The following is a 25,454-nucleotide window of genomic DNA, read 5'->3' on the forward strand; positions in this document are numbered from 1 at the left end:
CTAGCACAGCTCTCCGTAGACCGTACGAAGTCATCGTCTATCCTGGACGCGTGGCAACCGAGAGCAGCGGCAGTGGCGATCCCGCCAGGACGATCGCGCTGTTGTGGGGCACTCTCCAACTGCCCCGACGCGGACCGAAACACGCCCTGACCACCGACCAGATCATCGCCGCCGCGGTCGAGATCGCCGATGGCGACAAGGACCTGGCCCCGCTGTCGATGCGGCGCGTGGCCGAGTCACTGGGCGTGGGCACGATGTCGCTCTACACCTACGTCGCCTCACGAGCCGAGCTGGTCGAGGCGATGTTGGACTCCGCCTACGGCGAGGCGGTCGCCGAACTTGAGAAGATCGACGCGGACGACTGGCGGGACGGCCTCCGCCAGATCGCGGCCATCGAGTGGGCGATGTACCTGCGCCACCCGTGGATGCTCCAGGTCTTCACCGGACGCCCACCGCTCGGCCCCAACGCGATCGCCAAGTACGACCTGGAACTGCGCGTGGTCGACGGCATCGGGCTCACCGACGTCGAGATGGACTCCGCGATCACCCTCGTGCACACCCACGTCGAGGGCGTGGCCCGGCGCAAGGTCGAGGCCGCCCGGGTCGAGCGGCAGACCGGCACCACCGACCAGCAGTGGTGGCAGGCGATAGCGCCAGCACTCGCCGAAGTGCACGACCCCGCGAGCTTCCCGCTCGCCGACCGCGTCGGCCTGGCAGCGGGACAGGCCCACCAGGCCGCCCACAATCCCGAACACGAGTACGCCTTCGGGCTGGAGTGCCTGATCGAGGGGATCGCGGCCCTGGTCCGCCGGGCAGCGGGCTGAGCCGGCGCCACCCGCGGACGTCGGCCCACCACGTCGAAAGCCTGGCCCGGTGCCAGCACTGCGGCACCGGGCCAGGCACTCCCGCGTTCCGGGTGGTTGGCCGGAGCTTCAGCCGAAGTTCACGTCACTGCACCACATGTAGGTCTGGTCCAGGTGCGAGGCCTGCCAGATCGTGAACACGACGTGGTGTCCCCTGTAGGCGCCAGAGGTCTGGACGTTGAACGTGATCTCCTTGGCCGGAGCGTACTTGCCGGTCTGCGTGATGAAGTCGAGGTCGCCCCAACCGAGGCGCTGGGTGGTCGGGTCGTACCCGTTCTTGCTGATGTAGACCCGGAAGTAGTCAGCGCCGTGGCTGGCCTGGTCGTACAGGCGCATCGAGAAGCTGCTGCCGACGTTGGTGGTCTTCCACGCGCCGGGCGTGTTCAGCGAGTTGTTGCGGGAGAGGGCATTGCTGCAGAGCTGCCCGTCGGGGGTCGACCCCTGGAAGTTTCCGCCAAGTCCGTCCCGCAGCGCGCTCATCCAGTTCCACATGGTGTCGGCGTTGGCCTGGAAGGCCTGCCAGCACATGGGGTCCTGCTGCTGCATGGCGGGGTTCGTGTGTTGGCTGCCCCAGGTTTGCCAGCACTGGTAGGCGCGGGTAGCGGGACTGACGATGGTGCCGTGCGCCGAGGCTGTCGGGGTCCAGACGAACATGCAGGCCAGCGTGGCGATGATCAGCGTGGTGATGCCTCGCCGTCTGGTGATGGACCCGGAGGTACTGCGCATACGCATGGATGGGCCTCCACTCTCCGGATGATCGAGCGGTGGTGATCGATTTGGGAGCGCTCCCAAAGCATTCATCAGCCTATACGTCACACACCGAAACTTCAACGAAACTTTGAGTAAGTGTTTCGACCCGTTCAACACCTCGGGACGCGATGTGCGCGACACCAGGACGCCGACCCGCTCGTGCGACGTCGGCGCCCGACGGCGATCGGGCCCGGCGCGACCGGTCAGATCCTGCGGTACACCGACGGCCGGACGCCGACGTGGCTCAGGAAGGCCGCTGACAGCGCTCCGGGACTGGCGAAACCGCACCGCTCGGCGATCTGTGCGATGGTGAGGGTGCTGTCGGCCAGCAGCCGCCGCGCTCGTTCGATCCGCAGCCGGGTGAGGAACCGGTGGGGCGTCTCGCCGGTGGCCGCCCGGAAGACGCGGATGAAGTGGTACACGCTCAGGTGCACCTCAGCGGCGATGTCGGCCAGCGTCAGCGGCTCGGCCAGCCGGTCCCGCATGAGGGCGACGCCCGCGCGGACCGCCGCGTGTTCGGGGCCCGGCAGGCGGACGTGCCGCCCCTGGGTCAGCAGGTGCGTCGCGAGGAACGCCGCGGCCGACTCCGCGTAGAGGTCGTTGGCGCCGCTGGCGGCGGGCAGCGCGCGGAGGAGCTGTTCGACAACCGGGTCGCCCGCGGCCACCGCCGCGGACAGCGATTCGAAGTCGGGCTCCGGGCCGCCCAGTTGGGCCGCGGCCCGGTTGACGGTCGCGGACGGGATGTGCACCTGGATGGTGCGCATCGGCGCCGTCGTCCGGTACTCGCGCACGCTCGCCCGGCCGGGAATCATGAGTTCCAGGTTGCCGGGAATCCAGCGCCGGCGGACCGGTTTTCCGTCGACGCGCGTCCGCATGGTCACGTCCCCGGCCACGCAGAGCACGAGGTGCAGGTCGGCCACGCCGGGCAGCCGAAAGCGGTCGACCTCGGGCGCGTGGTCGAAGCACTGCACGAGCAGCGACCGCCAGCCCGCGTCGTTCCAACTGCAGTAGGTGCGCCGCACCTGCGCTGACACGGCGAACTCCGCGTAGGGCGCCAGATCGAAGTCAGGCGAGTCGAACACCGCACAAGGCTAGTCGACCGGCCCGGCGGGTGTGGGCGGCGCGTGCGTGGGTACCTGCGCGGTGTGCGTGCGCTGACCGTTGACCCGAAGCAACCCGACTCGCTGCGGGTGTCCGAGCTGCCCGATCCCCAGCCGGCAGCCGGGGACCTGCTGGTCGAGGGGCTGGCCGTGGGGGTGTGTGGCACGGACAAGGAGATCGTGCGGGCCGAGTACGGGTGGTCGCCGCCGGACCGGCAGCGGCTGGTGCTGGGCCACGAGTCGCTGGGGCGGGTGCGCACCGCGCCACCCGGCAGCGGCTTCTCCCCCGGCGACCTGGTGGTCGGCGTGGTGCGCCGGCCCGACCCCGTGCCCTGCGGGGCGTGCGCGCACGGCGAGTTCGACATGTGCCGCAACGGCCGGTACACCGAGCGGGGCATCAAGCAGCGGGACGGGTACGGCAGTCAGCTGTGGTGCGTGGAGATCGACTACGCCGTCACCCTGGACCCCCGACTGGCACACGTGGGCGTGCTGGTGGAACCGACCACGGTGGTCGTCAAGGCGTGGGAACAGGTGTGGCGGGTCGGCGAGCGCGGCTGGTTCGAGCCGCGGCGCGCACTGGTCACCGGTGCCGGGCCGATCGGCCTGCTGGCCGCGCTGGTGGGCCTGCGCCGCGGCCTGGACGTCCACGTGCTTGACCGGGTCACCAGCGGACCGAAACCCGCGCTGGTCCAGGCGCTGGGCGCGACCTACCACCACGACAGCGTGGACTCGGTGGCCGAGCGGGTTCGGCCCGACGTGGTGGTGGAAGCCACCGGCGCGGCCAGCGTGGTGTTCGACGCGATCGCCAGCACGCCGCCCTACGGCATCGTGTGCCTCACCGGGGTCTCCCCCGCGGGGCGCACACTCTCGGTCGACGCGGGTGGCATCAACCGGGGACTGGTGCTGGAGAACGACGTCGTCATCGGGTCGGTCAACGCCAACCTGCGGCACTACCGGCAGGCCGCGCAGGTGCTCGCCGAGTCCGATGTGGACTGGTTGGGCGGGCTGATCAGCAGGCGCGTGCCCCTGGACCGGTTCGCCGACGCCTTCACCGCGCAACCCGACGACGTGAAGGTCGTCATCACCCTCGACGGGTCCGGGTGAGGCGTGTCCACCGCGCCGATCGAGGACTACGCGCTGCTGGGCGACCTGCACACCGCGGCCCTGGTGGGCCGCGACGGCGGCGTGGACTGGCTGTGCCTGCCCCGGTTCGACTCCCCCGCCTGCTTGGCCGCGCTGCTGGGCGACGAGCGCGCCGGCACCTGGCGGCTGGCGCCCGCCTCCGGTGCCCCAGCCACCCGTCGCCGGTACCGCGGGGACACCCTGGTGCTGGAGACCGAGTGGGACACCCCGGACGGCACGGTGCGGGTGGTCGACTGCATGCCGCCACGGGGTGCGACGGCCGACCTGGTGCGGGTTCGTCGCCGAAGCCCGGGCCCTGGCGGGAGTGGCTGGTGCGGGCGGTGGCGGGCGACCCGGCGGAGTTGCGCATCATGTACGGGCTGGACGGCAGCAGGCAGTTGCCCGAGCAGATTCTGGACTGGTTGCCGGGGTACGGCGCTACCAACCCGAGGGTGGCGTTGACGGGCTGCCCGGTGGTGAGGGCGCGTTCCTCGCGTGCAGCTTCTGGCTGGCGGACGCGCTGCACGGCATCGGCCGCACCGGCGAGGCGAGAGCCCTGTTCCAGCGGCTGATCGAGCTGCGCAACGATGTCGGCCTGCTCAGCGAGGAGTACGACCTCGACGCTGGCAGGCAGGTCGGCAAACACCCCAGGCGTTCATGGGTGCGGTAGGTCACACCTGGTTCAGCCCAGCGTGTATGAGTTCGGCGACCTGCTCGGGTGCTGCTAGATGCACGTCGTGTCCGGTGGCGATCTCACGCAAGGAGAGCAGAGGCGTGTCGGCAGCAGCGGCACCGAGTTGCTTGGCGAACTCACCGCGATATGCGGCAAACGCAGCACCGACCTCATCGGGCAGCATCTGCTCGAATTCCGGTTGCGTCGACGAGACCACGACCAGGCGGCACTGGGTGGCACGATAGGTCGCGATCAGGTCTAGTTCGTCGAACGCACTGATCAGCGCGGCTAGGTCTGGATCGCCGGACGCGTCAAGTTGTTCGTCGATAAACGCTCGCAGCACCGGACCTGTGGGGTTGGTGTGGCCGTCGAGGTTGACCGCGAGAGGACATTCGGGGTGCATGGTGGCCCACAAGGCGGCTACCATGCCGCCAAGCGAATGGCCTACCACCGCAGGCCGAACAAGGCCGAAATACTCGATCACCTTGGCGAGGTCCATCAACGCCGTCTGCCAATTCCAGGCTCCTGGCCGGAAGTTGTAGCTGACGACTCGCAGGTCGGGCAAGAACCGGATGAGCGGATCCCAGTCGTACATCGTGCGGCCGCCGCCATGGAGCAACACGACCGGGGGCCCATCACCGCCATGATCACGCATCTCCATGACCGTACTGTGCACGCTGTTATCTCGGGCGGCAACGGATTAGATTCTGAATCAGGCCACTCGGCTCTCGACTGTGTCCGCTGGCGCGGCATCCAGCCATCTCAGCCGTCACGCACCAGCGCAACTGGACGATCCGCCGCCTGGACTACCTACCCAACCTATCCCGTTCCGGCTGGAGACCTCGGCCGGGACGCGCAACTTCCGGGACTTCCTCGCCCGCGCGGCCGACCTGGTCGCCTCCCACGGCGGTTCGCTGTCCGGCGAACACGGTGACGGCCAGGCCCGGGGGCAGCTGCTGACCCGCATGTTCGGCCCGACCGTCGTGCGGGCGTTCGCCGAACTCAAGGCGCTGTTCGACCCGACCAACCGGATGAATCCGGGCAAGGTCGTGGCGCCGCACGCCGTGGACGAGGATCTGCGGCTGGGCGCGGCCGGCCGGGCCCTCCGCGGCCTGGCCAGTGCCCGGCGTGCCCCCTCGGGCACCCAGCAGGCTCGGCGGCGCGGCCGACGCGCCTGAGGCATCCGTCCACACGCGACGCCAGTTGGGTGTGCACCCGCGACTTCAGCGCAGCCGGTGGCGATCAGCCGTGTCGTGCCGCAGGCTCATCCCGTGCCCCGGTGCCTCGCCCGGCGCCACCGTGCCGCCGCCGGGATCGAGAACCCCGGTGAAGAACTCCGACTCGATCCGGTCGTGGTCGGCGAACCACTCGATGTGCCGGAAGTTCGGTGTGGCCACGGCGATGTGCGCGGACAGGTTGGGCGCGCAGTGCGCGGACACGTCCCGGTTGTGGGCGGCGGCCACCGCCGCGATCCGCGCCCACTCGGTGTACCCGCCGCAGCGGGTCACGTCCACCTGCACGCAGTCCACCGCGGCGGCACCCACCATCCGGGCGAAGTAGGGCAGGTCGTAGCCGTACTCCCCGGCGGCCACGTCCGGGCTGGTCCGCGCTCGCACGTGGGCCAACCCGGGCAGGTCGTCGCTGGAGACCGGTTCCTCGAACCAGGTGACGTCCCACTCGGCGAGCCGCTGTCCAACGCGGACGGCCTGCCCGACCGAGTAGGCCCCGTTGGCGTCGACGAAGACCTCCGCCCGGTCGCGCACCCGCCCGAGCAGCGTGGCCAGTGGCAGCTCCACCGAGCGGGCGGCCAGGTCCCACAGCGCGATGTCCACAGCGGACAGTGCCGAGGCCGCCAGTCCTGGCCGGCCCACGTTGCGCACGGCGCGTTGCATCGCGTGCCAGCCCGACCGGACGTCGAGCTGGTTGGTGCCGACGACAACGCCGGCCAGCATCCCGTTGACCAGGTCCGCGCAGCTGGCGTCGGTGTAGGTCCACCCCAGACCGGTCCTGCCGTCGGCCCGCGCCGTCACGACGACGATCGTGGTGGCGTCCCACGCGAGCGTCCCGTCCGCCTCGGGCACGGGCGTGGGCACCCGGTAGGCGCTCGCACCGACCGATTCGATCATCGCGCCCTTCCTCCCCTGAACGGCGGGGTGGCCCGGCCCCTCCAGCATGCACCAGGCCCGGCGGCGGTGCCGCGTCAGCCGGTGCCGGCGTTGGGTTCCTCGCTGGCGCGCAACAGGTCCTCGCGGGCCCTGGCCACCCGCGACCGGACCGTGCCGACCGGGCAGCCGCAGACCTCGGCGGCCTCCTGATAGGACAGTCCCAGGATCTGGGTGAGCACCAGCACTTCGCGGCGTTCCCGGTCCAGCCCGGCGAGCAGCAGGTTCAACTCCACCACGTCCTCGAAACCCGCGCGCACCCCGCGGTCCCGCGCCTGCGCCTGTTCGGCCGCGTCGACCCAGTCCACGCCGGCGCTGGTGCGGGGCCTGGCCACGGCCGAGCGGACCTGGTCGACCACGACCCGGCGGGCGATCGACAGCAACCACGTGCGGGCCGAGGAACGGGCGGCGAACCGACGCAGGCTGCCCAGCGCGCGCAGGTAGGTCTCCTGGGTCAGGTCGTCCGCTGCCGCGACACCGGCCAGGTGCGCCACGAAGCGCCACACGTCACGCTGGGTAGCGCGGACGAACTCCTCCAGCGCACGCCGGTCGCCTCGACCGGCGGCCAGCGCCAGCTGGGTGGTCGGTAGGTCCGCACTGTCCGGGCTCGTCATGATCAGGCAGCGTAATCCAGGACCCGGCCGGAACTTCTAGGCCCGTTCGGCCGACAATCTGGAACGTGGACTGCACGACCTGCCGCGAGGCGCTTTCCGCCCGCATCGACGGTGAACAGGAACCGGTACCGGCCGACCGGACCGACCAACACCTGCGTGACTGCGCGGCGTGCCGAGCGTGGCAGGCCCGACTCGCGGTGTTGAACCGCTCGCTGCGCGTCCGCCCGGCCACCACCGCCCCCGACCTGGCCGACGAGATCCTGGCGCGGGCACCCGCCCCACCGCAGCGCGGCTGGGTGCTGCGGGCGGCCCTGGGTGTGGTGGCCGTCGCCCAACTGGCCCTCGGCCTGAGCCAGTTGCTGGCGGTCGACGCCGCCGAGCACTCCCACGGCGCCGCGGAAATGGCCGGGCACCTGTTCAACGAGAGCACCGCGTGGAACCTGGCCCTGGGCATCGGCCTTGGCTGGGTCGCCCTGCGGGCCAGGGACGCCGCCGGGCTGCTCCCCGTGTTGAGCGGGTTCGTGCTGCTGCTGGTCGTGCTGTCCGTTCACGACCTGATCACCGGTGCGGCCACCACCACCAGGGTGGCCTCGCACGGTCTGCTCGTGCTGGGCCTGGGACTGCTCTACGCCGTGCACCGCCAGTGCCGGGACCGGGGCGCGCCCACTCCCGGCCGGCCGGACGCGGCCACCAGCCCCGACGACGACATCGACACCGACGGCGACCTGGACCAGCCCGCCGGTCGGGGCATCAGGCCCGGCCGACCGCCGCTGCGGCCGGCCAGCCACCGCCGCGCGGCCTGACCGGGGGCCGCCCTGCCGCGCCACGCCGCGCTACCCGCGGTCAGGGCACGGGGATCGCCACACCGTGCCGCGTCGCTCGTACTCCAGCACCATCTCGGCGAACAGGGCGGTCTGGGGGCCGAAGAACCGCTCGGTGAGCCACAGGCCGGCGTCTAGGCCGGAGGTGACCCCACCGGAGGTGACCAGGTCGCCGTCGTCGACCACCCGGCCGCCGACCACGTTCCCGCCCCGCGCCCGCAGCTCCGCCACGGCGACGTGGTGGGTGGTGCAGGGGCGCCCCGCGGTGAGCCCGGCCGCCGCGAGCAGCAGGGACCCCGTGCACACCCCCAGCAGGACCAGCCCGGGGCGCCTGGCATCCGCCAACGCCTCGGGCAGCACGCCGTCCCGGATCTGTCTGTCCACACCGGACCCCGGACCGAAACCGCCACCGGGCACCACGACCACGTCGGCCGACCGCGGTGACCACGGGGCGCTGACCACGATGCCCATCCCGGACGCCGTGTGCACGGTGCGGGGCCCGGCAACGCTGACAAAGGTCTGGGTGATGTTCTCGACGGTGCCGAAAACCGTGACCGGGCCGACGAAGTCCTGCTCCTCCACGCCGTCGTAGAGGACGACGTGCACGCGAAGGGACGCGCCGCGCGGCCCGGCGGGCGGTCCGTCGGCGCCCGGACCGGGGCCGAACTCGGTGGCGGGTGCGGGGTTGCGTCTGTCCACGGTGGATCTCCAGGGAAGTGGTGCGGGGAAAGCTCTTCCTGGCTCACTATGTCGGCGCCCGGTGGCCGGGGACAGTGGTGCGACCGCCGACAATCCGTAAGATCCGGCCACATGCACGTGGTCGCGGTTCTCGCCCTCAACGGTGTGGTTGCCTTCGACCTGGCCATTCCGTGCCAGGTGTTCGCCGCCACCCGGCACCCCGACGGCAGGCCGGCCTACGAGGTCCGGGTGTGCGCCGAGCCGGCGGTCACCGCGACCGTCGCGGGACAGGAGTACTTCCAGGTGCGCTCGCGGTACGGGTTGGACGACGCGCGCGACGCCGACACGCTGATCGTGCCCGGTGTCGCACCCGGTCAACCGCCGCACCCGCGCACCGTGCGGCTGCTGCGCGACGCGGCCGCCCGGGGCGCACGCGTGGCGTCCATCTGCACCGGGGCGTTCGTGCTCGCGGCGGCCGGCCTGCTCGACGGCCGCCGGGCGGCCACCCACTGGCTGCTCGCCGATCAGCTGGCCGAGGAGTTCCCGGACGTGGCGGTGGACCCGTCCGTGCTGTTCGTGGACAACGGGCAGATCCTGACCTCCGCCGGGGTCGCCGCGGGACTGGATCTGTGCCTGCACATGGTGCGCCAGGACCACGGCGCGGCAACGGCGGCCGCCACCGCACGGGTCATCGTCATGCCGCCGCAGCGCGCCGGCGGCCAGGCCCAGTTCATCGAACACCCCGACCCCGGCACCAGCGGCGACGACCTCGGCCCCACGCTGCAGTGGATGCTGGGCAACCTCGACACCCCACTGACCCTCGCCGACATCGCCGCCCAGGCGCGGATGAGCACCCGCAGCCTGTCCCGGCGGTTCCACGCGCAGACCGGCACCACCCCGCTGCGGTGGCTGCTCGACCGGCGCCTGCAGCGGGCACGCGAACTGCTGGAGACAACCGATCTCTCGGTGGACCGGATCGCCCGGGTGACCGGGTTCGGGTCGCCCGAGACCATGCGCCACCACTTCTCCCGCCACCTCGGCACCACGCCGCGCTCCTACCGCGCCGCCTTCCACGGCTGAGCCCCGCCGCGTTCCGTCCGCACCACCGCGCCCCGCGCCGCCGTGCCCCGCGGCGAACCCGCCGAGATCGCCGGGAACCAACCGCCGTGCGGAACCGACCTGTGGCACGTGTTCTCCCGATCAGGTCGGCACGCGCTCGTGCTGATTCCGCTGTTGCTGTCCCTGGGGGCCGCCGCGTGTGGCGCGCCGTCCGGAGCGGATGCCCCGCAGACCGCGCCGTCGACACCGCCGCCGGCGACGGCCGCCGCCACCAGCTACCCGCTGACCATCGACAACTGCGGTCGCACGCTGACGTTCACCCAACCGCCCAGCCGCGTGGTGCTGCTCAACGGCACGTCCGTGGCCGAGGTCGAGAGCTTCGTCGTGCTGGGCATCCAGGACCGCATCCTGGCCAACAGCCAGTCCTACGGGGTCTCCGACGAGCCGGGCATGGTGGAGCGGGTCAAGGCCGTGCCCACCGGTGGCCTGACGCTCAACCAGAACTTCGAGGTGCCCCGCGAGCAGGTGCTGGCCCTCAAGCCCGACCTGGTGATCTCGACCTGGGCCGGCGGGTTCGACGAGAAGATCGGGTCGATCAGCCGGGACCAGCTCGCCGAGGCGGGGATCGCCAGCTTCGTCACGCCGGTGAACTGCGCCTTCGGTGACCCCCGGGCACCCGAGGCCGACCAGGAGCGCTACCTGGGCCAGTCCATCGAGTCGTCGTTCGAGCTGCTGCTGGAGCTGGGGCGGATCTTCGACGTGCAGCAGCGGGCCGCGGACTACGTCAACGAGCAGCGCACGCGGATCAGCGAGGTGGAGAAGCGGGTGGCGGGCCAGGAGCGCCGCAACGCCTTGATCGTCTACCCGGGAATGTCCATGATGAACAACAACGGGCTGCCCGCGGTGTTCGGCGGCGGGATCTACGACGACATCGTGCGGCGCGCCGGCGGGGTGAACCCGTTCGCCGGGAGGACGTTCACCGAGCTGGCCGAGATCAACGCCGAGGCGTTGGCCTCGGCCAAGGTGGACCTGCTGGTGGTCGGGTTGTTCCAGTCCGACGAGAACCCCGAGGTGCTCGCCGACGACCTGTTCGCCAAGTTCCCCCAGTGGGCTGCGGCCGAGCACCGGCGGTTCACGTCGCTGTCCGACGGCTGCTACCTGGGGCCGCTCAACGCCGTCGCGGTGGCCAGGATCGCCGATGCCGCGCACGGCTAGCCCGCACCTGGTCTCCGGCGCCGGGTTCACCGTGCTGGTCGCGGTGCTGACCGGCGGGTTGGGGGTGGCGGTGGCGTTCGCGATCGGCGTGGGCACGGTGGACGTGCCGGTCGGTGAGGTGGTCACCGTGGTGTGGGCGCACCTGTTCGGCGGCACCGACGCGCTGGACCCGTTGACCGACCAGATCGTCTGGCAGTTCCGCGCACCCCGCGTGCTGTTGGCGGCCCTGGCGGGCGGTGGGCTGAGCCTGGCCGGGGTGTGCCTGCAGACGCTGGTGCGCAACCCGCTGGCCGACCCGTACCTGTTCGGTGTCACCGCTGGCGCGTCGTTGGGCGCGGTCATCGCGCTCACCGCGGGCGCGGGCGTGGTCGCCGGCCTCGGGGTGGCCGGCGCCGCGTTCGCCGGCGCACTGGCGAGCCTGGCCGCGGTCTTCGTGCTCGCGCAGCGCGGTGGCCGGCTGGTCGGCACCAGCCTGGTGCTGGCCGGGGTGGCCGTGGCCGCCCTGGGCAACGCCGCCACCAGCTACCTGCAACTGCGAGCCAACCCGGCCGAACTGCGCGGGGTGATGTTCTGGCTGCTCGGTTCGGTGGCGGGCGCCGGGTGGCCCGACCTCGCCGCGCCGGCCGTGGCGACCGCGGTCGTGGTGGTGTGGCTGTTCACCCGGGCACGGCCGATGAACGCGTTGTCGGTCGGTGACGACACCGCCGCCGGACTGGGCGTGAACGTGCACCGGCTGCGGATCCTGCTGCTGGTCGCGTCGTCACTGCTGACCGCGGCGGTGGTGAGCGCGGTCGGCGGGATCGGGTTCGTGGGGCTGATCGTGCCGCACGCGGTGCGGCTGGTGGTCGGGCCGGACCACCGCAGGGTGTTCCCGGTGTCGCTGGTGGCGGGTGCCGTCTTCCTGGTGCTGGTGGACCTGGTGACCCGCACGGTGGACCGCCCCAACGAGATGCCCGTCGGCATCTTCACCGCGGCCCTGGGCGCGCCGTTCTTCCTGGTGCTGCTGCGCCGGCGGAAGCGGGCGCTGCGATGAGGGTCGTGGTCGACGGGGTGTCGGTGGCCATCGACGACAACCCGATCCTGAACGGGGTGACCCTGGCGGTGCGGTCGGGCGGCGTGACCGGGCTGGTCGGGCCGAACGGCTCGGGCAAGAGCACCCTGCTCCGCTGCCTGTACCGGGCACTGCGCCCCGCGACCGGCACTGTCCTGATCGGACCGGACGAGGTGTGGCGGTCCAGCGCGCGGCAGGTGGGCCGGCGCGTCGCCGTGGTCACCCAGGACCACGACCTGGACAACGACTACTCGGTGCGCGAGACCGTCGCCATGGGCCGCACCCCGCACCAGGGACTGCTGGACCGGGAGAGCCAGGCCGACCGGGACATCGCCCGCGCCGCGCTGGAGCGGGTGGGGATGGGCTGGGCCGGGCACCGGGTGTTCGCGACGCTGTCCGGTGGGGAGCGGCAGCGGGTGCTGCTGGCCAGGGCGCTGACCCAGCAGGCACCGGTGCTGCTGCTGGACGAACCCACCAACCACCTCGACATCGGCGCCCAGTTGGAACTGCTGGAGCTGGTGCGCGGCCTGGGATTGACCACGATCGCGGCACTGCACGACCTGGACCACGCCACCGCCTACTGCGACCAGCTGGTGCTGCTGCACCGCGGCCGGGTGATCGCCACCGGCCCGCCGGCCGACGTGCTCAGCCCGGACCGGGTCGCCGCGGTGTTCGGCGTGCGGGGTGCCATCGCCCCGCATCCGATCACCGGACGCCCCCACTTCGTCACCGCCCCGCCGGCCTGACGCCGGCCTCGACTCACACCTGCCCGCCCGCACACGACCAGAGGTGATCCACGCCCATGTCCCGCAGGAACCGCAACCCGGTGACCGCACGCCGGGGTCCGTCCCTGAACCTGATCCTCACCGCCGTGGTGGTCGTGCTCGCGGTCGCCGTGCTCGGTGGTGTGCTGCTGACCAACCGGTCCGCCGCCGACGGCACCTCGGCCGCGCTGCGCCCACCCGGCAGCCACACGCTGTCCCAGTCCACCGACGACAAGGTCACGGTGGTGGAGTTCCTGGACTTCCAGTGCCCCGCCTGCGTCGCCTACCACACGAACATCACCCGGCAACTGGAGCAGGACTACCAGGACCGCTTCACGTTCGTGCCGCGCCACTTCCCGCTGGACATGCACCCGCTGGCCGTCCCGGCGGCCCGGGCGGCCGAGGCCGCCGGCAGGCAGGGCCGGTACCGCGAGATGCACCACGCGCTCTACGACGGGTTCGACAGCTGGGCGGTCACCGAGGACGGTCGGTCGACCAGTGCTGACCTGGCCCGCGCCACGGCGGCCTTCGAGCGCTTCGCCAGCCAGGTCGGCCTTGACCTGGACCGCTTCCGGGCCGACCTGTCCTCCCCCAAGGTGCAGGCCGCCATCGACCAGGGCCGCGCCGACGGCCGCAGGCTCGGTGTCACCAGCACGCCGACGTTCTTCGTCAACGGCGTGCGGTTCCAGCCCCAGGCCACCAGCATCGCCGACATCGACCGGGAACTGCGCGCGCTGATCGACCGGGAACTCGCCGGATGAGCCGCAACCTCGCCTGGCTCCACACCGTTGGCGGCGGGCTCGGCCTGATCGCGGCGACGGCACTGACCCTGGAGAAGATCGCCAGGCTGCGCGATCCCAGCTACGTCCCGACCTGCTCGCTCAACCCGGTGCTGTCCTGCGGGTCGGTGATGGACAGTGCGCAGGCCGAGGTGTTCGGCTTCCCCAACCCGCTGCTCGGCGTCGCCGGGTTCGCCGTGGTGGTCACCACCGGTGTGGCCGTGCTGGCCGGTTTCTCGCCGCCGCGCTGGTACCGGATCGCGATGAACGCGGGAACCGCGTTGGGCGTGGTGTTCGTGCACTGGCTGATCGCCGCCAGCCTCTACGACATCCACGCGCTGTGCCCGTACTGCGTGGTCGTGTGGATCGTGACGATCCCGCTGTTCTGGTACACCACAGTGGACACCTGGCCCGTGCTGTCACCGCTGCGCGCGGTGCACGGCGCGGTCCTGGCCCTGTGGTACGCGGTGATCGCCGCACTGGTGCTGGCCGCGTTCTGGGACTACTGGACCAGCCTGCTGTGACGGCGCGACCACCAACTCGGCCTTCACCGGATACGGTGACATTTGGCCGGTGTGGCGCGGGCCGACGATAGGTTCCTCAGCAGGCCACCGGTTTCAGGTGGTCGGTGCTGGAACACCGGGTCGGTGCTGGAACGCACTGATCCACGTCGAGCAAAGGCTTCCGCTGTGTCTGATCGAGATGAGCTTGCGCTGTCCACTGTCGGCGCGATGACGTCCCTGGTCACGCCCTGGGTGCTGCGCACCGCCGTCACCCTGCGACTACCCGACCTCATCGCGGCGGGCGTCACCAACACCACCGAACTGGCCACCCGTGCCGGCGCCAACCCCGATGCCCTGCAGCGCGTCATCCGCCACCTCATCCACTGCCGGGTTCTCCGCCAGGCAGGCCCCGACCGCGTCGAACTCACCGCGCTCGGCGAGTTCCTCCGCACCGACCACCCCGCCCGGCTCGCCAACACACTCGACCAGAACAACCCCTACAACCGCAGAGAAGCCGCGGTGCTCACGCGCCTTCCGGACGCGGTCCGCACCGGACAACCCGTGTGGGCGTCGTGTCACGGCCACGACTTCTGGGCGGACCTGAACCGGGACGAGGCGTTGGCGAGCGGGTTCGACCACGCACTGGCTGGCTTTCCCGACTTCCTCGCCGGCCGGATCGCGCGGGGCTACGACTGGACGTCGGCACGGCACGTGGTGGATGTCGGCGGCGGCACCGGGCGGGTGCTCGCCGAGTTGCTGACCACCCATCCCCGGTTGCGCGGCACGCTGGTGGATCTGCCGCACGCCGCGGCGCTGGCTGCGGCCCGGTTCGCCGAGCAGGGCGTGGCCGACCGGGCGAGCGTGTCCGGGCAGACCTTCTTCGACCCGCTTCCCACCGGGGGCGATGTCTACCTGTTGGCCAACGTCCTGCACTGCTGGACCGACGAGGACAGCCGGAAGATCATCGACCAGTGCGTCGCCTCGGCCGCTCCCCGGGCGGTGGTCGTCGTGGTCGACCAGGTCATGCCCGAGCAGCCGACCGGGGGTGACCAGCGCGGTCTCGACGAGACCGATCTGGGGTTGCTGCTGCTGTTCGGCACGAAGATCCGCAGCGAACGGGAGTTCCGGCGGTTGGGCGACTCAGCCGGGCTGACCCTGCGCGGCTGCACGGCGATCGCGCCGGCCGACGGCTGGTCCCTGCTCACCTACACGGTTGACGACTGATTCCGGGAGGTCCGCGCGACCATGAGCGACCGCACGGCCGACACTCCGCTCCGCCACCCGCTCGACTACCCGTTCGCCCAGTCCTCGCCCATGACGCCGGCCGCGGACCTGGCGCGGGTCCGCGCCACCTGCCCGGTGGTGCGCGCACGGCTGGCCGACGGCCAGTTGGTGTGGCTGGTGACGCGTTACGCCGACATCCGGTCGGTGCTGTCCTCCCCGAGCTTCGTCCTGCACGTGCCTCGGCCGACCGGGCCGAGCGGGGCGCAGCGCAGCCGGGACGAGTTCATGCTGACCGACGACGTGGCCAGGCACAGCCGGCTGCGTCGGCTGGTCGCCCCCGCGTTCTCGCTGCACCGGGTGGAGAAGCTGCGGCCGCGCGTGCGTGCTGTCGTGGCCGAACTGCTGGCCGCGCTCACCGCCGGGGGCCGCGCGGCGGAGCTGATGGAGAGCTTCGCCCTTCCCCTGCCGCTCACCGTGATGTGCGAGGTGATCGGGATACCCGTGCCGGACCGCCGCCGGGGCCGCGCCTGGGCCGCGGTCTCGCTCGGTGACACCGCCGAGGTGGGCGATGATCAGGCGCTCGCCGCGTTCCAGGACGTGGAGGACTACGCCACCGACGTGATCGCCGCCCACTCCGGCGACGCCACCGGCGTGCTCGGCCACCTCCTGCGGGTGCACGCCCGGCGTGACGGTCAGCTCAGCACCGGCGAACTGCACGCCATGGTGGTGGGGTTGCTGCTCGCCGGCTACCTGACCACGGCCAGCACGATCGGCCGGGGTGTGCTGGCGCTGCTGCGCGCTCCCGAGCAGTGGTCGGCGTTGCGGCACACCCCCGCGCTGGTGCACCCGGCGGTCGAGGAGATCCTGCGGTACCGGTTCACCGGCGTGGAGGTCGACACGCAGCGCCGCGCGGTGGCCGACGTCAGTGTGGGTGGTGTGCTGGTTCGACGCGGCGACATCGTGATCACCCCGCTGGTGGCGGCCAACCGCGACCCGCAGCGGTTCGACGATGCCGACCGGTTCGACATCGACCGCGCCGACAACGCCCACCTGGCCTTCGGCTTCGGCACGCACCACTGCCTCGGTGCCGCGTTGGCCCGCATCGAGTTGCAGGAAGCCGTGGCCGCGCTGGTCCGCACGCTCCCCGGGCTTCGGCTCGCGGTGCCCGCCGACGAGCTGTCCTGGAACCCGTCCGGCGCCGAGGTGGAACTGCGCGCGCTTCCCGTGGTCTGGTGACCCGTCGCGGCGGACCCGTTCACCCCGGTGCGGGTCGCCGCTGCTGGCCGTCCGGGTGGGGAAAGAACCCACTGGCCACGAAGTAGTCGATGTAGCGGCGGAGCACGGTGTCGTCGATCTTCGGGCAGTGGATGGCCGAGCCGGCGAGCACGCTGGCGGTGTTGGTGTCGTCGAACCGCAGCGCTGAGGCAGCCCGCAGCATCGGCACCAGCTGGGCGAACAGCGCGGCCACCGGAAACGGATCGGCACTGTGCGGGTCGTCCTGGTCCAGGTGCGCCGCCAGTCGCGCCGACCACTCCTCTGGCGCCACCGGGTCGATGCGGTACCCGGCCCTGCGCAGCGCCGACAGGATGTCGTCCAGCGCCACCGGCTGCGCGCTGCTGAGGTGGAAGGTGTTGCCCGGCGCCCGGGGTGAGCACGCCACCTCGACGGCGGCCCGCGCGACGTAGTCGACCGGCACCAGGTCGACCTCGATACCGGTGTGCTCCCCGGCGAAGCACGGCGCCATCCCGAGGCCCAGCATCGTGCGAACGACGAACCAGAAGGCATCGCTGGTGCCGGCGGCGCCGCTGGTGGTGTGACCGCTGACCCGGCCCGGTCGGAGGATCGTGGTGGGGACGCCCCGCGCCCGGGCGGCACGCACCATCTCCTCCGCGACCCACTTGCTGCTGACGTACCCGTTGGGGTTCACCAGAGCCACCGGCAGCCGGTGGTCCTCGCGCACGGTGCCGGTGCTGCCGTCGGCCGCGATGGCCGCCCCCATGGTGGAGACGTAGTGCACCGGCGTGATCCGACCGGCCGCCGCGAGGCGCAGCACCTCGTGGGTGCCCACGACGTTGGCCGCCCGCAGCCGCTGGTACGGGTGCAGCGTGTGCACCCAGGAACCGTTGTGGTAGATGACGTCGACCTGCTCGGCGAGCCGGTCGAACAGGTCCGGGGCCAGGCCGAGCCGGGGTTGTTCCAGGTCTCCCGGAACGGCGACGAGCCGCCCGGCTGGCAGCTCATCCGCCAGGTGGTACCGCCGCAGCGCGCTGCGCAGCCGCTGCTCGGCGCTGGCCGGGTCGGGCGCCCGGACCAGGCACAGCACCGTGGCCCGGGTGCGGCGCAGCAGCTCGGTGAGCAGGAAGGCACCGAGGAACCCGGTTGCCCCGGTCAGCAGGACGTGCTCGGGGTCCAGCCCCCGGCTGGTCGGCCGGGGGCGGCTGTGCGCGGTGCTGACCGCCGGGTCCAGCGCGGTGTCCGCCAGCAGCTGCGCGCTGGTCGGTCCGGTGGGCCGCGCTGGCCCGGCCTGGTTCAGCGCGTCGGACAGGCCAGCGACGGTGGGTGCGTGGAACAGCGCGGACACCGGCAGGGACGTGCCGAACTCCTCGTTGATCCGGCTGACCAACCGGGTGGCGAGCAGGGAATGGCCGCCCAGGTCGAAGAAGTTGGCGTCGACGGTGACGGCGGAACGGCCGAGGATGTCGGCGACGATGCGGCACAGCCGGTGTTCCTGGGGGGTGCGGGCGCCGCGGCCCCGGGTCTCGGCGCCCAGCACCGGCATCGGCAGCGCGCTGCGATCGAGTTTTCCGTTGGCGTTGAGCGGAAACCGGTCGAGCCCGACCACGGTGGCCGGGATCATCGGCTCGGCGAGGCGCTCGCGCAGGTAGTCACGCAGGCCACCGGCGATCCGGCGGGCCCGGTGGGTGGCCGCCGGGTTGGTGGCCAGTCGGGTGGGCGCGACAGCGGGCCGGGCCGGCCGGTACGGCTCGACACCCCGCAGCGGCGCGCGATCGGCGTGGAACAGCACGTCGACACTGCCGTCGCTGGCGTCACCAGTGAAGGTCACGGCGACCTGGTAGCCGAGTTGGCGGCCGAGTTCCACCCAGGTCTGCGGGTCGACCCCGCGCAGCGGCGGGTGGTGCAGCCGCTGGACCGCGCCGGCGACGTCACCGTCCTCGGCCAGTGCCCGCGCCGCGGCGAGTTCACCGGCGAGCCGCCCGTTGGGCACGTTCACCAGGCGGAGCCGGTCCGGGCGGTGGATCGACAGCAGGTCGGCCACCTGGGCCGGGTCTTCGGCGTCGTGTCCCCAGGTCCACTCCGCGCCGGTGGGCTGTTCCGCGGTCACCTGGTCGGTGTGGCAGTGCAGGACGACGTCGTAGCGGTGCCTGGTCAGCTCGGTGTGCTGCCACCCCTGTTTGAGTTGCAGGTCGACGCTGGTGATCGCGGTGAACCTGGTGGGCAGCCCGGCGAAGTAGTCCGGGTCGATCAGCAGCTCCTCCTCCCCGGCGATCCGGTGCTCGATGGCGCGTCGCACCGCCACCGGGTCCGCGGTGAGGTCGGGGCGGTGCAGTTCCACCGCGGTGTGCAGCAGCGGCAGGGTGCGCAGGTTGCGCACGTCGCCGAGGAAGATCCGCCCGCCGGGCGCGAGCAGGTCGACGGCCTGGCCGAGCACTCGTTCGAGATAGGCGATGTCCGGGAAGTACTGGACGGTCGAGTTGAGCACGACCAGGTCGAACCGGTTCGCGGGTAACCCGGTGACGTCGTCGGCCGGTGCGGTCCGCAGCCGCACCACGTCCGCCAGTTCCGGCCGCTGCGCGAGGTGCGCGCGCAGGCGGGTGATCGCCGCGGCGGAGATGTCGCTGCCCCAGTACTCGGCGCAGGTCGGGGCGAGGGCGGCCAGCAGCAGGCCGCTGCCGACCCCGATCTCCAGCACCCGGCGTGGCGCCAGCGCGCGGAGCCGGTCGACGACGGCGGACCGCCACTCCCGCATCGCCGGCAGCGCGATGGGGTGGCCGTCGTAGCTGCTCACCCAGCCGGTGAAGTCCTCACCCCAGGTGCTGGGCCCGCTGGTGGCGTACAGCGAGTCGTTGACCGAGCGCCACTGCCCGACCTGCTCGGCGGCGTCCTGCTCGGCCCGGCCCGTGGGCGGCGTGGGCACGATGTAGGCGATGAGCTGGGGGCCGGCCGCGGGGTCGGTGCGGGTGACGACGGCGGCCTCGGCCACGTCGGGGTGCTGGGACAGCACCGCAGCGACCTCACCCGGCTCGACGCGGAAACCCCGGATCTTGACCTGGTCGTCGGCGCGGCCCACGTACTCCAACTGGCCGTCCTGGCGCCACCGGGCCAGGTCACCGGTGCGGTACATGCGCTGGCCGTCGGCGGTGAACGGGTCGGCCACGAAGCGCAGGGCGGTGAGCGCGGCCCGGCCCGCGTAGCCGCGGGCGAGGCCGGCCCCGGCCACGTAGAGTTCACCGGCCACCCCGGTCGGGCACGGCCGCAGCCGCGCGTCGAGCACGTAGGCCCGCAGTTGGTGGCTGGGTCGGCCGATCGGCGGCAGGCCCTGCCCGGTCAGCGGTGCGGACAGGGTGGCGCACACGGTGGTCTCGGTCGGTCCGTAGCCGTTGATCAGGCGCCGGCCGGTGGCCCAGGCGGCCGCGGTGGCCGGTGGGCAGGCTTCGCCGACCACGACCAGCGTGCGCAGGCTGGGCAGTTGGTCCGGGCGCAGGGTGGTCAACGCGCTCGGGGGCACCAGCAGGTGGGTGACCCGCGCCCGCCCGACGATCTCGGCCAGCTCCTCGCCGAGCACCGGTCGGGTGCCCGGCGGCAGCACCAGGGTGGCGCCGTTGAGCAGGGTGCTGAACACCTCGGCGACCACGCCGTCGAAGCCCAGCGCGGCGAACTGCAGCACCCGGTCGCCCGGGCCGAGGGCGAAGTGCTCGCGGTGGGCGGTGATGAGCGCGGCGATGCCGCGATGCGCGACGACCACGCCCTTGGGTGTTCCGGTCGACCCGGAGGTGAAGATCACGTACGCCGCGTTGTCCACCGACAGCGCCGGTGGCTCGGCGTCGGGGCCCGGGTGGGCTGGCCCGGCACGCCAGGCCGCTGGCTGGTCGACGGGCAGCGGCCCGAACCGGGCGAGGTCGGGCAGCCGTGCCGCGAGATCGGTGGTGGTGAGCACCGCGTGGGGCTGGATGTCGGTGAGCAGCGTGCTGATCCGGCGCGCCGGGGTGTTCGGGTCGACGGGCAGGAACGCTCCGCCGGCCTTGAGCACGGCCAGCACCGCGACCACCCAGTCCACCGAGCGGGGCAGGAGCACGGCCACCACCCGCTCGGGTGCCACGCCGCGGTGGCGCAGGCAGTGGGCCAGGCGCGCCACCCGCCGGGCCAGGTCCGCGTAGGACAGCGACTCGGTTCCGGCGCACAGTGCCACGGCGTGCGGGTCGCGGGTCACCGCGGCGTCGAACAGGTCCACGGCGGTGGCCGGCGCGACCGGCGCGGGAGCAGTCCCCCACCGCGCCAGGCGGTCCCGTTCCCCCGGCACGAGCACGTCCACCTCGCTGATGCGCTGGGTGGGGTCGGCGGCCACGGCGGTCAGCACGCGCACCAGCCGGTCGGCGCACTGCCGCACGGTCGCGTGGTCGAACAGGTCCCGGCTGTACTCGATGATCGCGGCGAGCCCGTCGGCCGCCCCGCTGGGAGTGCGGCGTTCGATGAAGGAGAAGCCGAGGTCGAACTTGGCCACGTCCAGGTACATGGGCTCCATGTCCGCCCGCAGGTCCGGCAGGTCGAGCCGGATCTCGGGGAGGTTCTGCAACACCAGCATGACCTGGAACAGCGGCTGGCGCGCGGCCGAGCGTTCCGGGTTGACGGTCTCGACCACCAGGTTCAACGGCACGTCCTGGTGGGCGTAGGCGGCGAGGTCCACGGCGCGGACCCGGTGCAGCAGGTCGGCCACGGTCGGGTCACCGCTGGTGTCGGTGCGCAGGACCAGGGTGTTGACGAAGAAGCCCACCAGATCGTCCAGTGCGGTGTCGGTCCGGCCGGCGACCGCGCTGCCGACGGGGATGTCGGTGCCCGCGCCCAGCCGGGTGAGCAGCACCGCCAACGCGGCGTGCAGCACCATGAACAGCGTGACGTCGTGGGCGCGGGCCAGGTCCAGCAGGTGCTGGTGCAGCCGCGCGTCCACCTCGAAGGACACCACCCCGCCCCGGTGTGACGACACCGCCGGGCGCGGCCGGTCCGCGGGCAACACCAGCCGGTCAGGCAGGTTCGCCAGTGCCCTGGTCCAGTGGTCGAGTTGGCGGGCGCACAGGCTGTTCGGGTCGGTGGCGTCACCGAGCAACTGGTGGTGCCACAGCGTGTAGTCGACGTAGTGCACCGGCAGCGGCGGCCAGTCCGGGGTGGTGCGCTCCCGGCGCGCCCGGTAGGCGGCGGCGAGGTCGCGGCACAGCGGTGCCATGGACCAGCCGTCGCCGGCGATGTGGTGGATCAGCAACAGCAGCACGTGCTCGTCCCCACCGTCCACAGTGAACAGTTCGGCGCGCAGCGGTGGCTGTCCGGTGAGGTCGAAGGTGTGCTGGGCGGCGGTGGTCAGCCGCTGCGGCAGCTCGGTCGCGCTGACCGAGTGGTGCGGCAGTTCCGGTGGTGCGTCGGGTGGGTCCAGCACCACCTGGCAGGGCTGTCCGTCGATCTCCGGGTACACCGTGCGCAGGCTCTCGTGCCGGCAGCGGACGTCGTGCAGCGCGCCCCGCAGCGCCCCGGGGTCGAGGTGGCCGGCGAACCGCAGCAGCGCCGCCATGGTGTACGTGGCGCTGGGGCCCGCCATCCGGTGCAGGAACCACAGCCTGCGCTGGGCAGCCGACAGCGGAACCGGATTCGGCCTGGGCAGGGGGCGCAGCGCGGGCCGAGCCGAACCGCCGGTGAGCCGGTCCGCCAGCGCGGCCGGAGTTGGCGCGGCGAAGACCTCAGCGATGCTCAGCTCGGCACCGAAGACGGCGCGGCCGCGGTTGGCCAGTCTGGTCGCCAGCAGCGAGTGCCCGCCCAGGGCGAAGAAGTCGTCGTGGGCGGACACCGCGTCGACGCCGAGCAGCTCGGCGAACAGTCCACACAGGATCTGCTCCTGCGGCCCCCTGGCCGCCGCGCCACCCCGGTGCGGCGACGGCGCGGGCAGTGCGGCGCGGTCGAGCTTGCCGTTGGCGGTCAGCGGCAGGCGGTCCAGGAGGGTGATCGTGGCCGGCACCATGTGCCGGGGCAGCCGCGCCGCCAGGTCGCGCCGCAGCTCGGCCAGGTCCGGGTTGCTGTTCCTCCCGGCCACGACGTAGGCGGCCAGTTGCGGCCGGCCGGTGCTGTCCGGTCGGGCCAGCACGGTCGCGGCGGCCACGGCGGGGTGGTCGGTGAGCGCGGCCGCGATCTCCCCCGGTTCGACGCGCAACCCGTGGATGTTGATCTGGTCGTCGGTGCGGCCCAGGTAGTCCAGGTGCCCGTCGGCTCGCCAGCGGGCGCGGTCGCCGGTGCGGTACATCCGAGCGCCGGGCTGGAACGGGTCGGCGACGAAGCGGCTGGCCGTCAGCGCGGTCTGGTGCAGGTATCCCCGGGCCAGCGCGGGACCGGCGAGGTAGAGTTCGCCGGCCACGCCGGTGGGGCACGGATGCAGCCAGGCGTCCAGGACGTGGGCGCGGACACCGGGAAGGGGCCGGCCGATGGGCGGTGGGCCCGCGTCGGTCAGCGGGTCGGAGATCGTGGCGCAGACCGTGGTCTCGGTCGGACCGTAGGCGTTGATCACCCGGCGGTCGGGCGCCCAGGCCGCGACAACGCTGGCCGGACAGGCTTCGCCCGCGACGACCAGGGTGCCCAGCCCCGGGTGGTCGGCCGGATCCATGCCGGCCACCACGCTGGGCGGCAGGGTGGCGTGGGTGACGCGCTGAGCGGCCACGAACTCGGCCAGCCCGGCACCGGGCAGGTGCTCGGCCCCGGTGGGAATGACCAGCGTGGCGCCGGCCAGCAGGGTGCTGAGGACCTCGGCGATGGCCGCGTCACAGCCAACGGCCGCGAAGAAGAGCACCCGACTGCCCGGCCCCAGGGCGAACCGGTCGGCCTGGGCGGTGACCAGTCCGGCGATCCCCCGGTGGGTGACCACAACCCCTTTGGGCGCTCCGGCCGACCCGGACGTGTAGATCACGTACGCGGGGTGGTCCACGTCCGCGCGGCACGCCGCGGGACGCCCGCCGGGCGCGTGGGGCGCCGCGACCGGCCGCAGGTTGTGCTGGTGGGCCACGAACAACTCGACGCTGTCGGGCAGCCGGGTCTGGTTGATCTGCGCCTCGCCGGAGATGAGCGCGTGCGGGCGCGCGTCCGCGACAACGCCGCTGGTGCGCGCGGGCGGGTGGGCGGGATCGATCGGCAGTGCGGCGCCACCGGCGCAGGCGACCGCGAGCAGTGCGGTGACCCACTCCGGGGAACGGGGCAGCAGCACGGCCACGGTCCGCTCCGGTCCGACGCCGCGCTCGCGCAGCAGCCGTGCCCAGCGCAGGGCCCGCGCGCGCAGTTCCGCGAAGGACACCGAACCGGTGGTCCACGCCAGCGCGGTCGCCTCCGGTGTGTGCTCCGCCTGGGCGGCGAACAGCGCCCACAGCGTGGCCGGGCGCGGCTGGGCAGGTAATGCGTCGTGCCGGGTGGGTGCGGTGGGCGCGCCCACCTCGGTCCGACCGGTCACGCGCGCCAGCGGCCGGCGGGGATCGCCGACGAAGCCGGACAGGAACCGCGCGAACCGGCTCAGGTGGTCGGCGATGCCGGTCGCGTCGTACACCTCGGCGTTGCCGGCGAAGTCGATCCGCAGGCCGTGGTGTGCCGAGTCGTGGATGGTGACGGCCAGATCCTGCACCGGCCCCGAGGTCAGCGTCTCCACCGCGCCCGGGCAGCCCGCGAAATCGAGGTCGCTGGCAAAGGGCAGGTAGTTGATGACCGGCGAGAGCAGTGGCCGATCCGGTGCGGCGATCCCGAAATCGCGCCGGATGTGCTCCAGGCGGTACCGCTCGTGCGGGCGGGTCGCTGCCGCTTCCCCGGCCACCTGCCGGACCAGCTGTTCGGCGCTGGTGGCGGGCGACACCCGCACCCGGATCGGCACGATGTTCGCCATCATTCCCGGCGCGCGCCACAGCGCGGGCGTGGGGCGGCACAGCCTCATCTGGCCCACGACCACCTCGCGGGCCCCACTCAGGCGGGCGAGGTGGGCCGCGACGGCCGCGGTCAGCACCTGCTGCGGGCTGGTGGTGGCGGCCCGGGCCAGCCGGCGCAGGCCCGCGGCCAGGTCGAGGGACAGTCGGGTGCCGGCGCGCACGACTCCCCGCTTGTGCTTGGCCCACCGGCCGGCCAGGTTGACCGGGTCCGGGCGGTCAGCCAGCCGCGTCCGCCAGAACTCACCGTCCACAATGTACTGTTGGGAGGCGCGGTAGGCCGCGTCGTCGGCGCAGAGCAGCCGGTACTCGCCCAGGCCGGCACCGCCCGGGCGGCCGCCGGTGACCAGTGCCGTGTAGACGGACGCGACCCTCGCGTCGATCAGGGACAGGCTGAAGCCGTCCACGGCGATGTGGTGCGCGTGGTTGACCCAGACGTGCCGCTGGTCGGCCAGGCGCACCAACGCCGGGGCGAACAGCGGCCCGTCCAGCACGCTCAGGCCCCGAGCGGTCTCGGTGGCGATCCACTGGCCGGCCGCCGCGTCGGGATCGCTCTCGCCGGTGAGGTCGACGAACCGCAGCGCGGTGTCCGGGCTGGCGGTGATGACCTGTCGGGGTGTCCCGTTCCGCTCGACCAGCCGCAGGCGGAGCACCTCGGCCTCGGCCAGCACGCGCCGGACGGCCTCGGTGAAGGCGTCCCGGTCCAGTGGTCCCCGCACGTCGATCCGCTCGGTGACGCCGTAGGCGTTGCTGCTGGGATCGAGCAGCTGCCCGGCCCAGATTCCCCACTGGCCGGACAGCAGTGGGAACTCCGACGGCGAGAAGTCGGTTCCTGACATGATGTGGCACCTCACGACGTGGTGTGCGGCCAACACGGGCAGCGGTGACGGCTGTGCGGCGAGGTGG

Annotated in this window: 20 protein-coding genes and 1 pseudogene; 14 read left to right on the plus strand and 7 right to left on the minus strand. The window is 72.6% G+C overall.

Translation table 11 applies throughout. From position 1 onward, the window contains the following. Positions 1-50: 50 nt before the first annotated feature. Positions 51-824, plus strand: a complete 774-nt coding sequence (locus tag LX83_RS22975; RefSeq protein ID WP_253774773.1) for a TetR/AcrR family transcriptional regulator — start codon at positions 51-53, stop codon at positions 822-824. A 108-nt stretch (positions 825-932) separates the two neighbouring features. Here LX83_RS22975 and LX83_RS22980 read toward each other — a convergent pair whose 3' ends face one another. Both LX83_RS22980 and LX83_RS22985 read right to left on the minus strand, forming a co-directional pair. Continuing rightward, positions 933-1,595, minus strand: a complete 663-nt coding sequence (locus LX83_RS22980; RefSeq protein WP_253774775.1) for a lytic polysaccharide monooxygenase auxiliary activity family 9 protein — start codon at positions 1,593-1,595, stop codon at positions 933-935. Positions 1,596-1,816: 221 nt separating this feature from the next. Next, entirely contained in the window at positions 1,817-2,695 is an 879-nt protein-coding gene (locus LX83_RS22985; protein ID WP_253774777.1) for an AraC family transcriptional regulator, read from the minus strand. 42 nt (positions 2,696-2,737) lie between these two features. Between LX83_RS22985 and LX83_RS22990 the strand changes: the two genes are divergently transcribed. The 3 genes and pseudogenes from LX83_RS22990 (at position 2,738) to LX83_RS38500 (ending at position 4,505) form a co-directional block, all read left to right on the plus strand. Further along, a complete protein-coding gene (locus LX83_RS22990) occupies positions 2,738-3,817 on the plus strand; it encodes a glucose 1-dehydrogenase (RefSeq protein ID WP_253774779.1) in 1,080 nt (359 codons plus the stop codon). Between the two features lie 3 nt (positions 3,818-3,820). Continuing rightward, positions 3,821-4,072 (plus strand): annotated as a pseudogene (locus tag LX83_RS38495) (trehalase-like domain-containing protein); the annotation flags it as partial. 34 nt (positions 4,073-4,106) lie between these two features. Beyond that, positions 4,107-4,505 carry a glycoside hydrolase family 15 protein gene (locus tag LX83_RS38500; RefSeq protein ID WP_253775207.1) on the plus strand — a complete coding sequence of 133 codons (399 nt, stop codon included), beginning with the start codon at positions 4,107-4,109 and terminating at the stop codon, positions 4,503-4,505. A gap of 1 nt (position 4,506) precedes the next feature. Here LX83_RS38500 and LX83_RS23005 read toward each other — a convergent pair whose 3' ends face one another. Further along, complete coding sequence (locus LX83_RS23005) at positions 4,507-5,169, minus strand: alpha/beta fold hydrolase (protein WP_253774780.1); 663 nt, start codon at positions 5,167-5,169, stop codon at positions 4,507-4,509. A gap of 73 nt (positions 5,170-5,242) precedes the next feature. Here LX83_RS23005 and LX83_RS38770 point away from each other — a divergent pair, with 73 nt between their 5' ends. Continuing rightward, a complete protein-coding gene (locus LX83_RS38770; RefSeq protein WP_407649645.1) occupies positions 5,243-5,686 on the plus strand; it encodes an FAD-binding oxidoreductase in 444 nt (147 codons plus the stop codon). Between the two features lie 45 nt (positions 5,687-5,731). On the opposite strand, the gene LX83_RS23015 is transcribed toward LX83_RS38770, so the two are convergent. Both LX83_RS23015 and sigC read right to left on the minus strand, forming a co-directional pair. Beyond that, on the minus strand, positions 5,732-6,634 hold the full coding sequence (locus LX83_RS23015; RefSeq protein ID WP_253774782.1) for an enolase C-terminal domain-like protein: 903 nt from the start codon (positions 6,632-6,634) through the stop codon (positions 5,732-5,734). 74 nt (positions 6,635-6,708) lie between these two features. Next, positions 6,709-7,284: an RNA polymerase sigma factor SigC gene (gene sigC / locus LX83_RS23020; protein WP_253774784.1), complete on the minus strand. Its 576-nt coding sequence runs from the start codon at positions 7,282-7,284 to the stop codon at positions 6,709-6,711. Between the two features lie 65 nt (positions 7,285-7,349). On the opposite strand from sigC, the gene LX83_RS23025 reads away from it, so the two are divergent. After that, entirely contained in the window at positions 7,350-8,087 is a 738-nt protein-coding gene (locus LX83_RS23025; protein ID WP_253774785.1) for a zf-HC2 domain-containing protein, read from the plus strand. Between the two features lie 30 nt (positions 8,088-8,117). Here the strand turns inward: LX83_RS23025 and LX83_RS23030 are convergent, their stop codons facing one another. After that, positions 8,118-8,804 carry a DJ-1/PfpI family protein gene (locus tag LX83_RS23030; RefSeq protein ID WP_253774787.1) on the minus strand — a complete coding sequence of 229 codons (687 nt, stop codon included), beginning with the start codon at positions 8,802-8,804 and terminating at the stop codon, positions 8,118-8,120. Between the two features lie 111 nt (positions 8,805-8,915). Here LX83_RS23030 and LX83_RS23035 point away from each other — a divergent pair, with 111 nt between their 5' ends. From LX83_RS23035 to LX83_RS23070, 8 genes are all read left to right on the plus strand, one after another. Continuing rightward, positions 8,916-9,863, plus strand: a complete 948-nt coding sequence (locus tag LX83_RS23035; protein WP_253774789.1) for a GlxA family transcriptional regulator — start codon at positions 8,916-8,918, stop codon at positions 9,861-9,863. Between the two features lie 138 nt (positions 9,864-10,001). Then, positions 10,002-11,057, plus strand: a complete 1,056-nt coding sequence (locus LX83_RS23040) for an ABC transporter substrate-binding protein (RefSeq protein WP_253774791.1) — start codon at positions 10,002-10,004, stop codon at positions 11,055-11,057. Next, positions 11,041-12,090, plus strand: a complete 1,050-nt coding sequence (locus tag LX83_RS23045; protein ID WP_253774793.1) for a FecCD family ABC transporter permease — start codon at positions 11,041-11,043, stop codon at positions 12,088-12,090. The genes LX83_RS23040 and LX83_RS23045 overlap by 17 nt, the downstream gene beginning before the upstream one ends. Beyond that, positions 12,087-12,854 (plus strand): ABC transporter ATP-binding protein, encoded by a 768-nt coding sequence (locus LX83_RS23050; RefSeq protein WP_253774795.1) that lies wholly within the window; start codon positions 12,087-12,089, stop codon positions 12,852-12,854. Before LX83_RS23045 ends, LX83_RS23050 begins: the two co-directional genes overlap by 4 nt. Before the next feature lie 56 nt (positions 12,855-12,910). Next, positions 12,911-13,633 (plus strand): DsbA family protein, encoded by a 723-nt coding sequence (locus LX83_RS23055; protein ID WP_253774796.1) that lies wholly within the window; start codon positions 12,911-12,913, stop codon positions 13,631-13,633. After that, the gene (locus LX83_RS23060; protein ID WP_253774799.1) at positions 13,630-14,175 is read left to right on the plus strand and encodes a vitamin K epoxide reductase family protein; all 546 of its coding nucleotides are present in this window, start codon (positions 13,630-13,632) and stop codon (positions 14,173-14,175) included. The genes LX83_RS23055 and LX83_RS23060 overlap by 4 nt, the downstream gene beginning before the upstream one ends. 165 nt (positions 14,176-14,340) lie before the next feature. Beyond that, positions 14,341-15,378 carry a methyltransferase gene (locus LX83_RS23065; protein WP_253774801.1) on the plus strand — a complete coding sequence of 346 codons (1,038 nt, stop codon included), beginning with the start codon at positions 14,341-14,343 and terminating at the stop codon, positions 15,376-15,378. 21 nt (positions 15,379-15,399) lie between these two features. Further along, positions 15,400-16,614: a cytochrome P450 gene (locus LX83_RS23070; protein ID WP_253774803.1), complete on the plus strand. Its 1,215-nt coding sequence runs from the start codon at positions 15,400-15,402 to the stop codon at positions 16,612-16,614. A 19-nt stretch (positions 16,615-16,633) separates the two neighbouring features. Here the strand turns inward: LX83_RS23070 and LX83_RS23075 are convergent, their stop codons facing one another. Beyond that, on the minus strand, positions 16,634-25,387 hold the full coding sequence (locus LX83_RS23075; protein ID WP_253774805.1) for a non-ribosomal peptide synthetase: 8,754 nt from the start codon (positions 25,385-25,387) through the stop codon (positions 16,634-16,636). Positions 25,388-25,454 lie beyond the last annotated feature (67 nt).

Origin of the sequence: Goodfellowiella coeruleoviolacea, assembly GCF_024171785.1 — a bacterium.
In the GTDB taxonomy this organism is placed as follows: domain Bacteria; phylum Actinomycetota; class Actinomycetes; order Mycobacteriales; family Pseudonocardiaceae; genus Goodfellowiella; species Goodfellowiella coeruleoviolacea.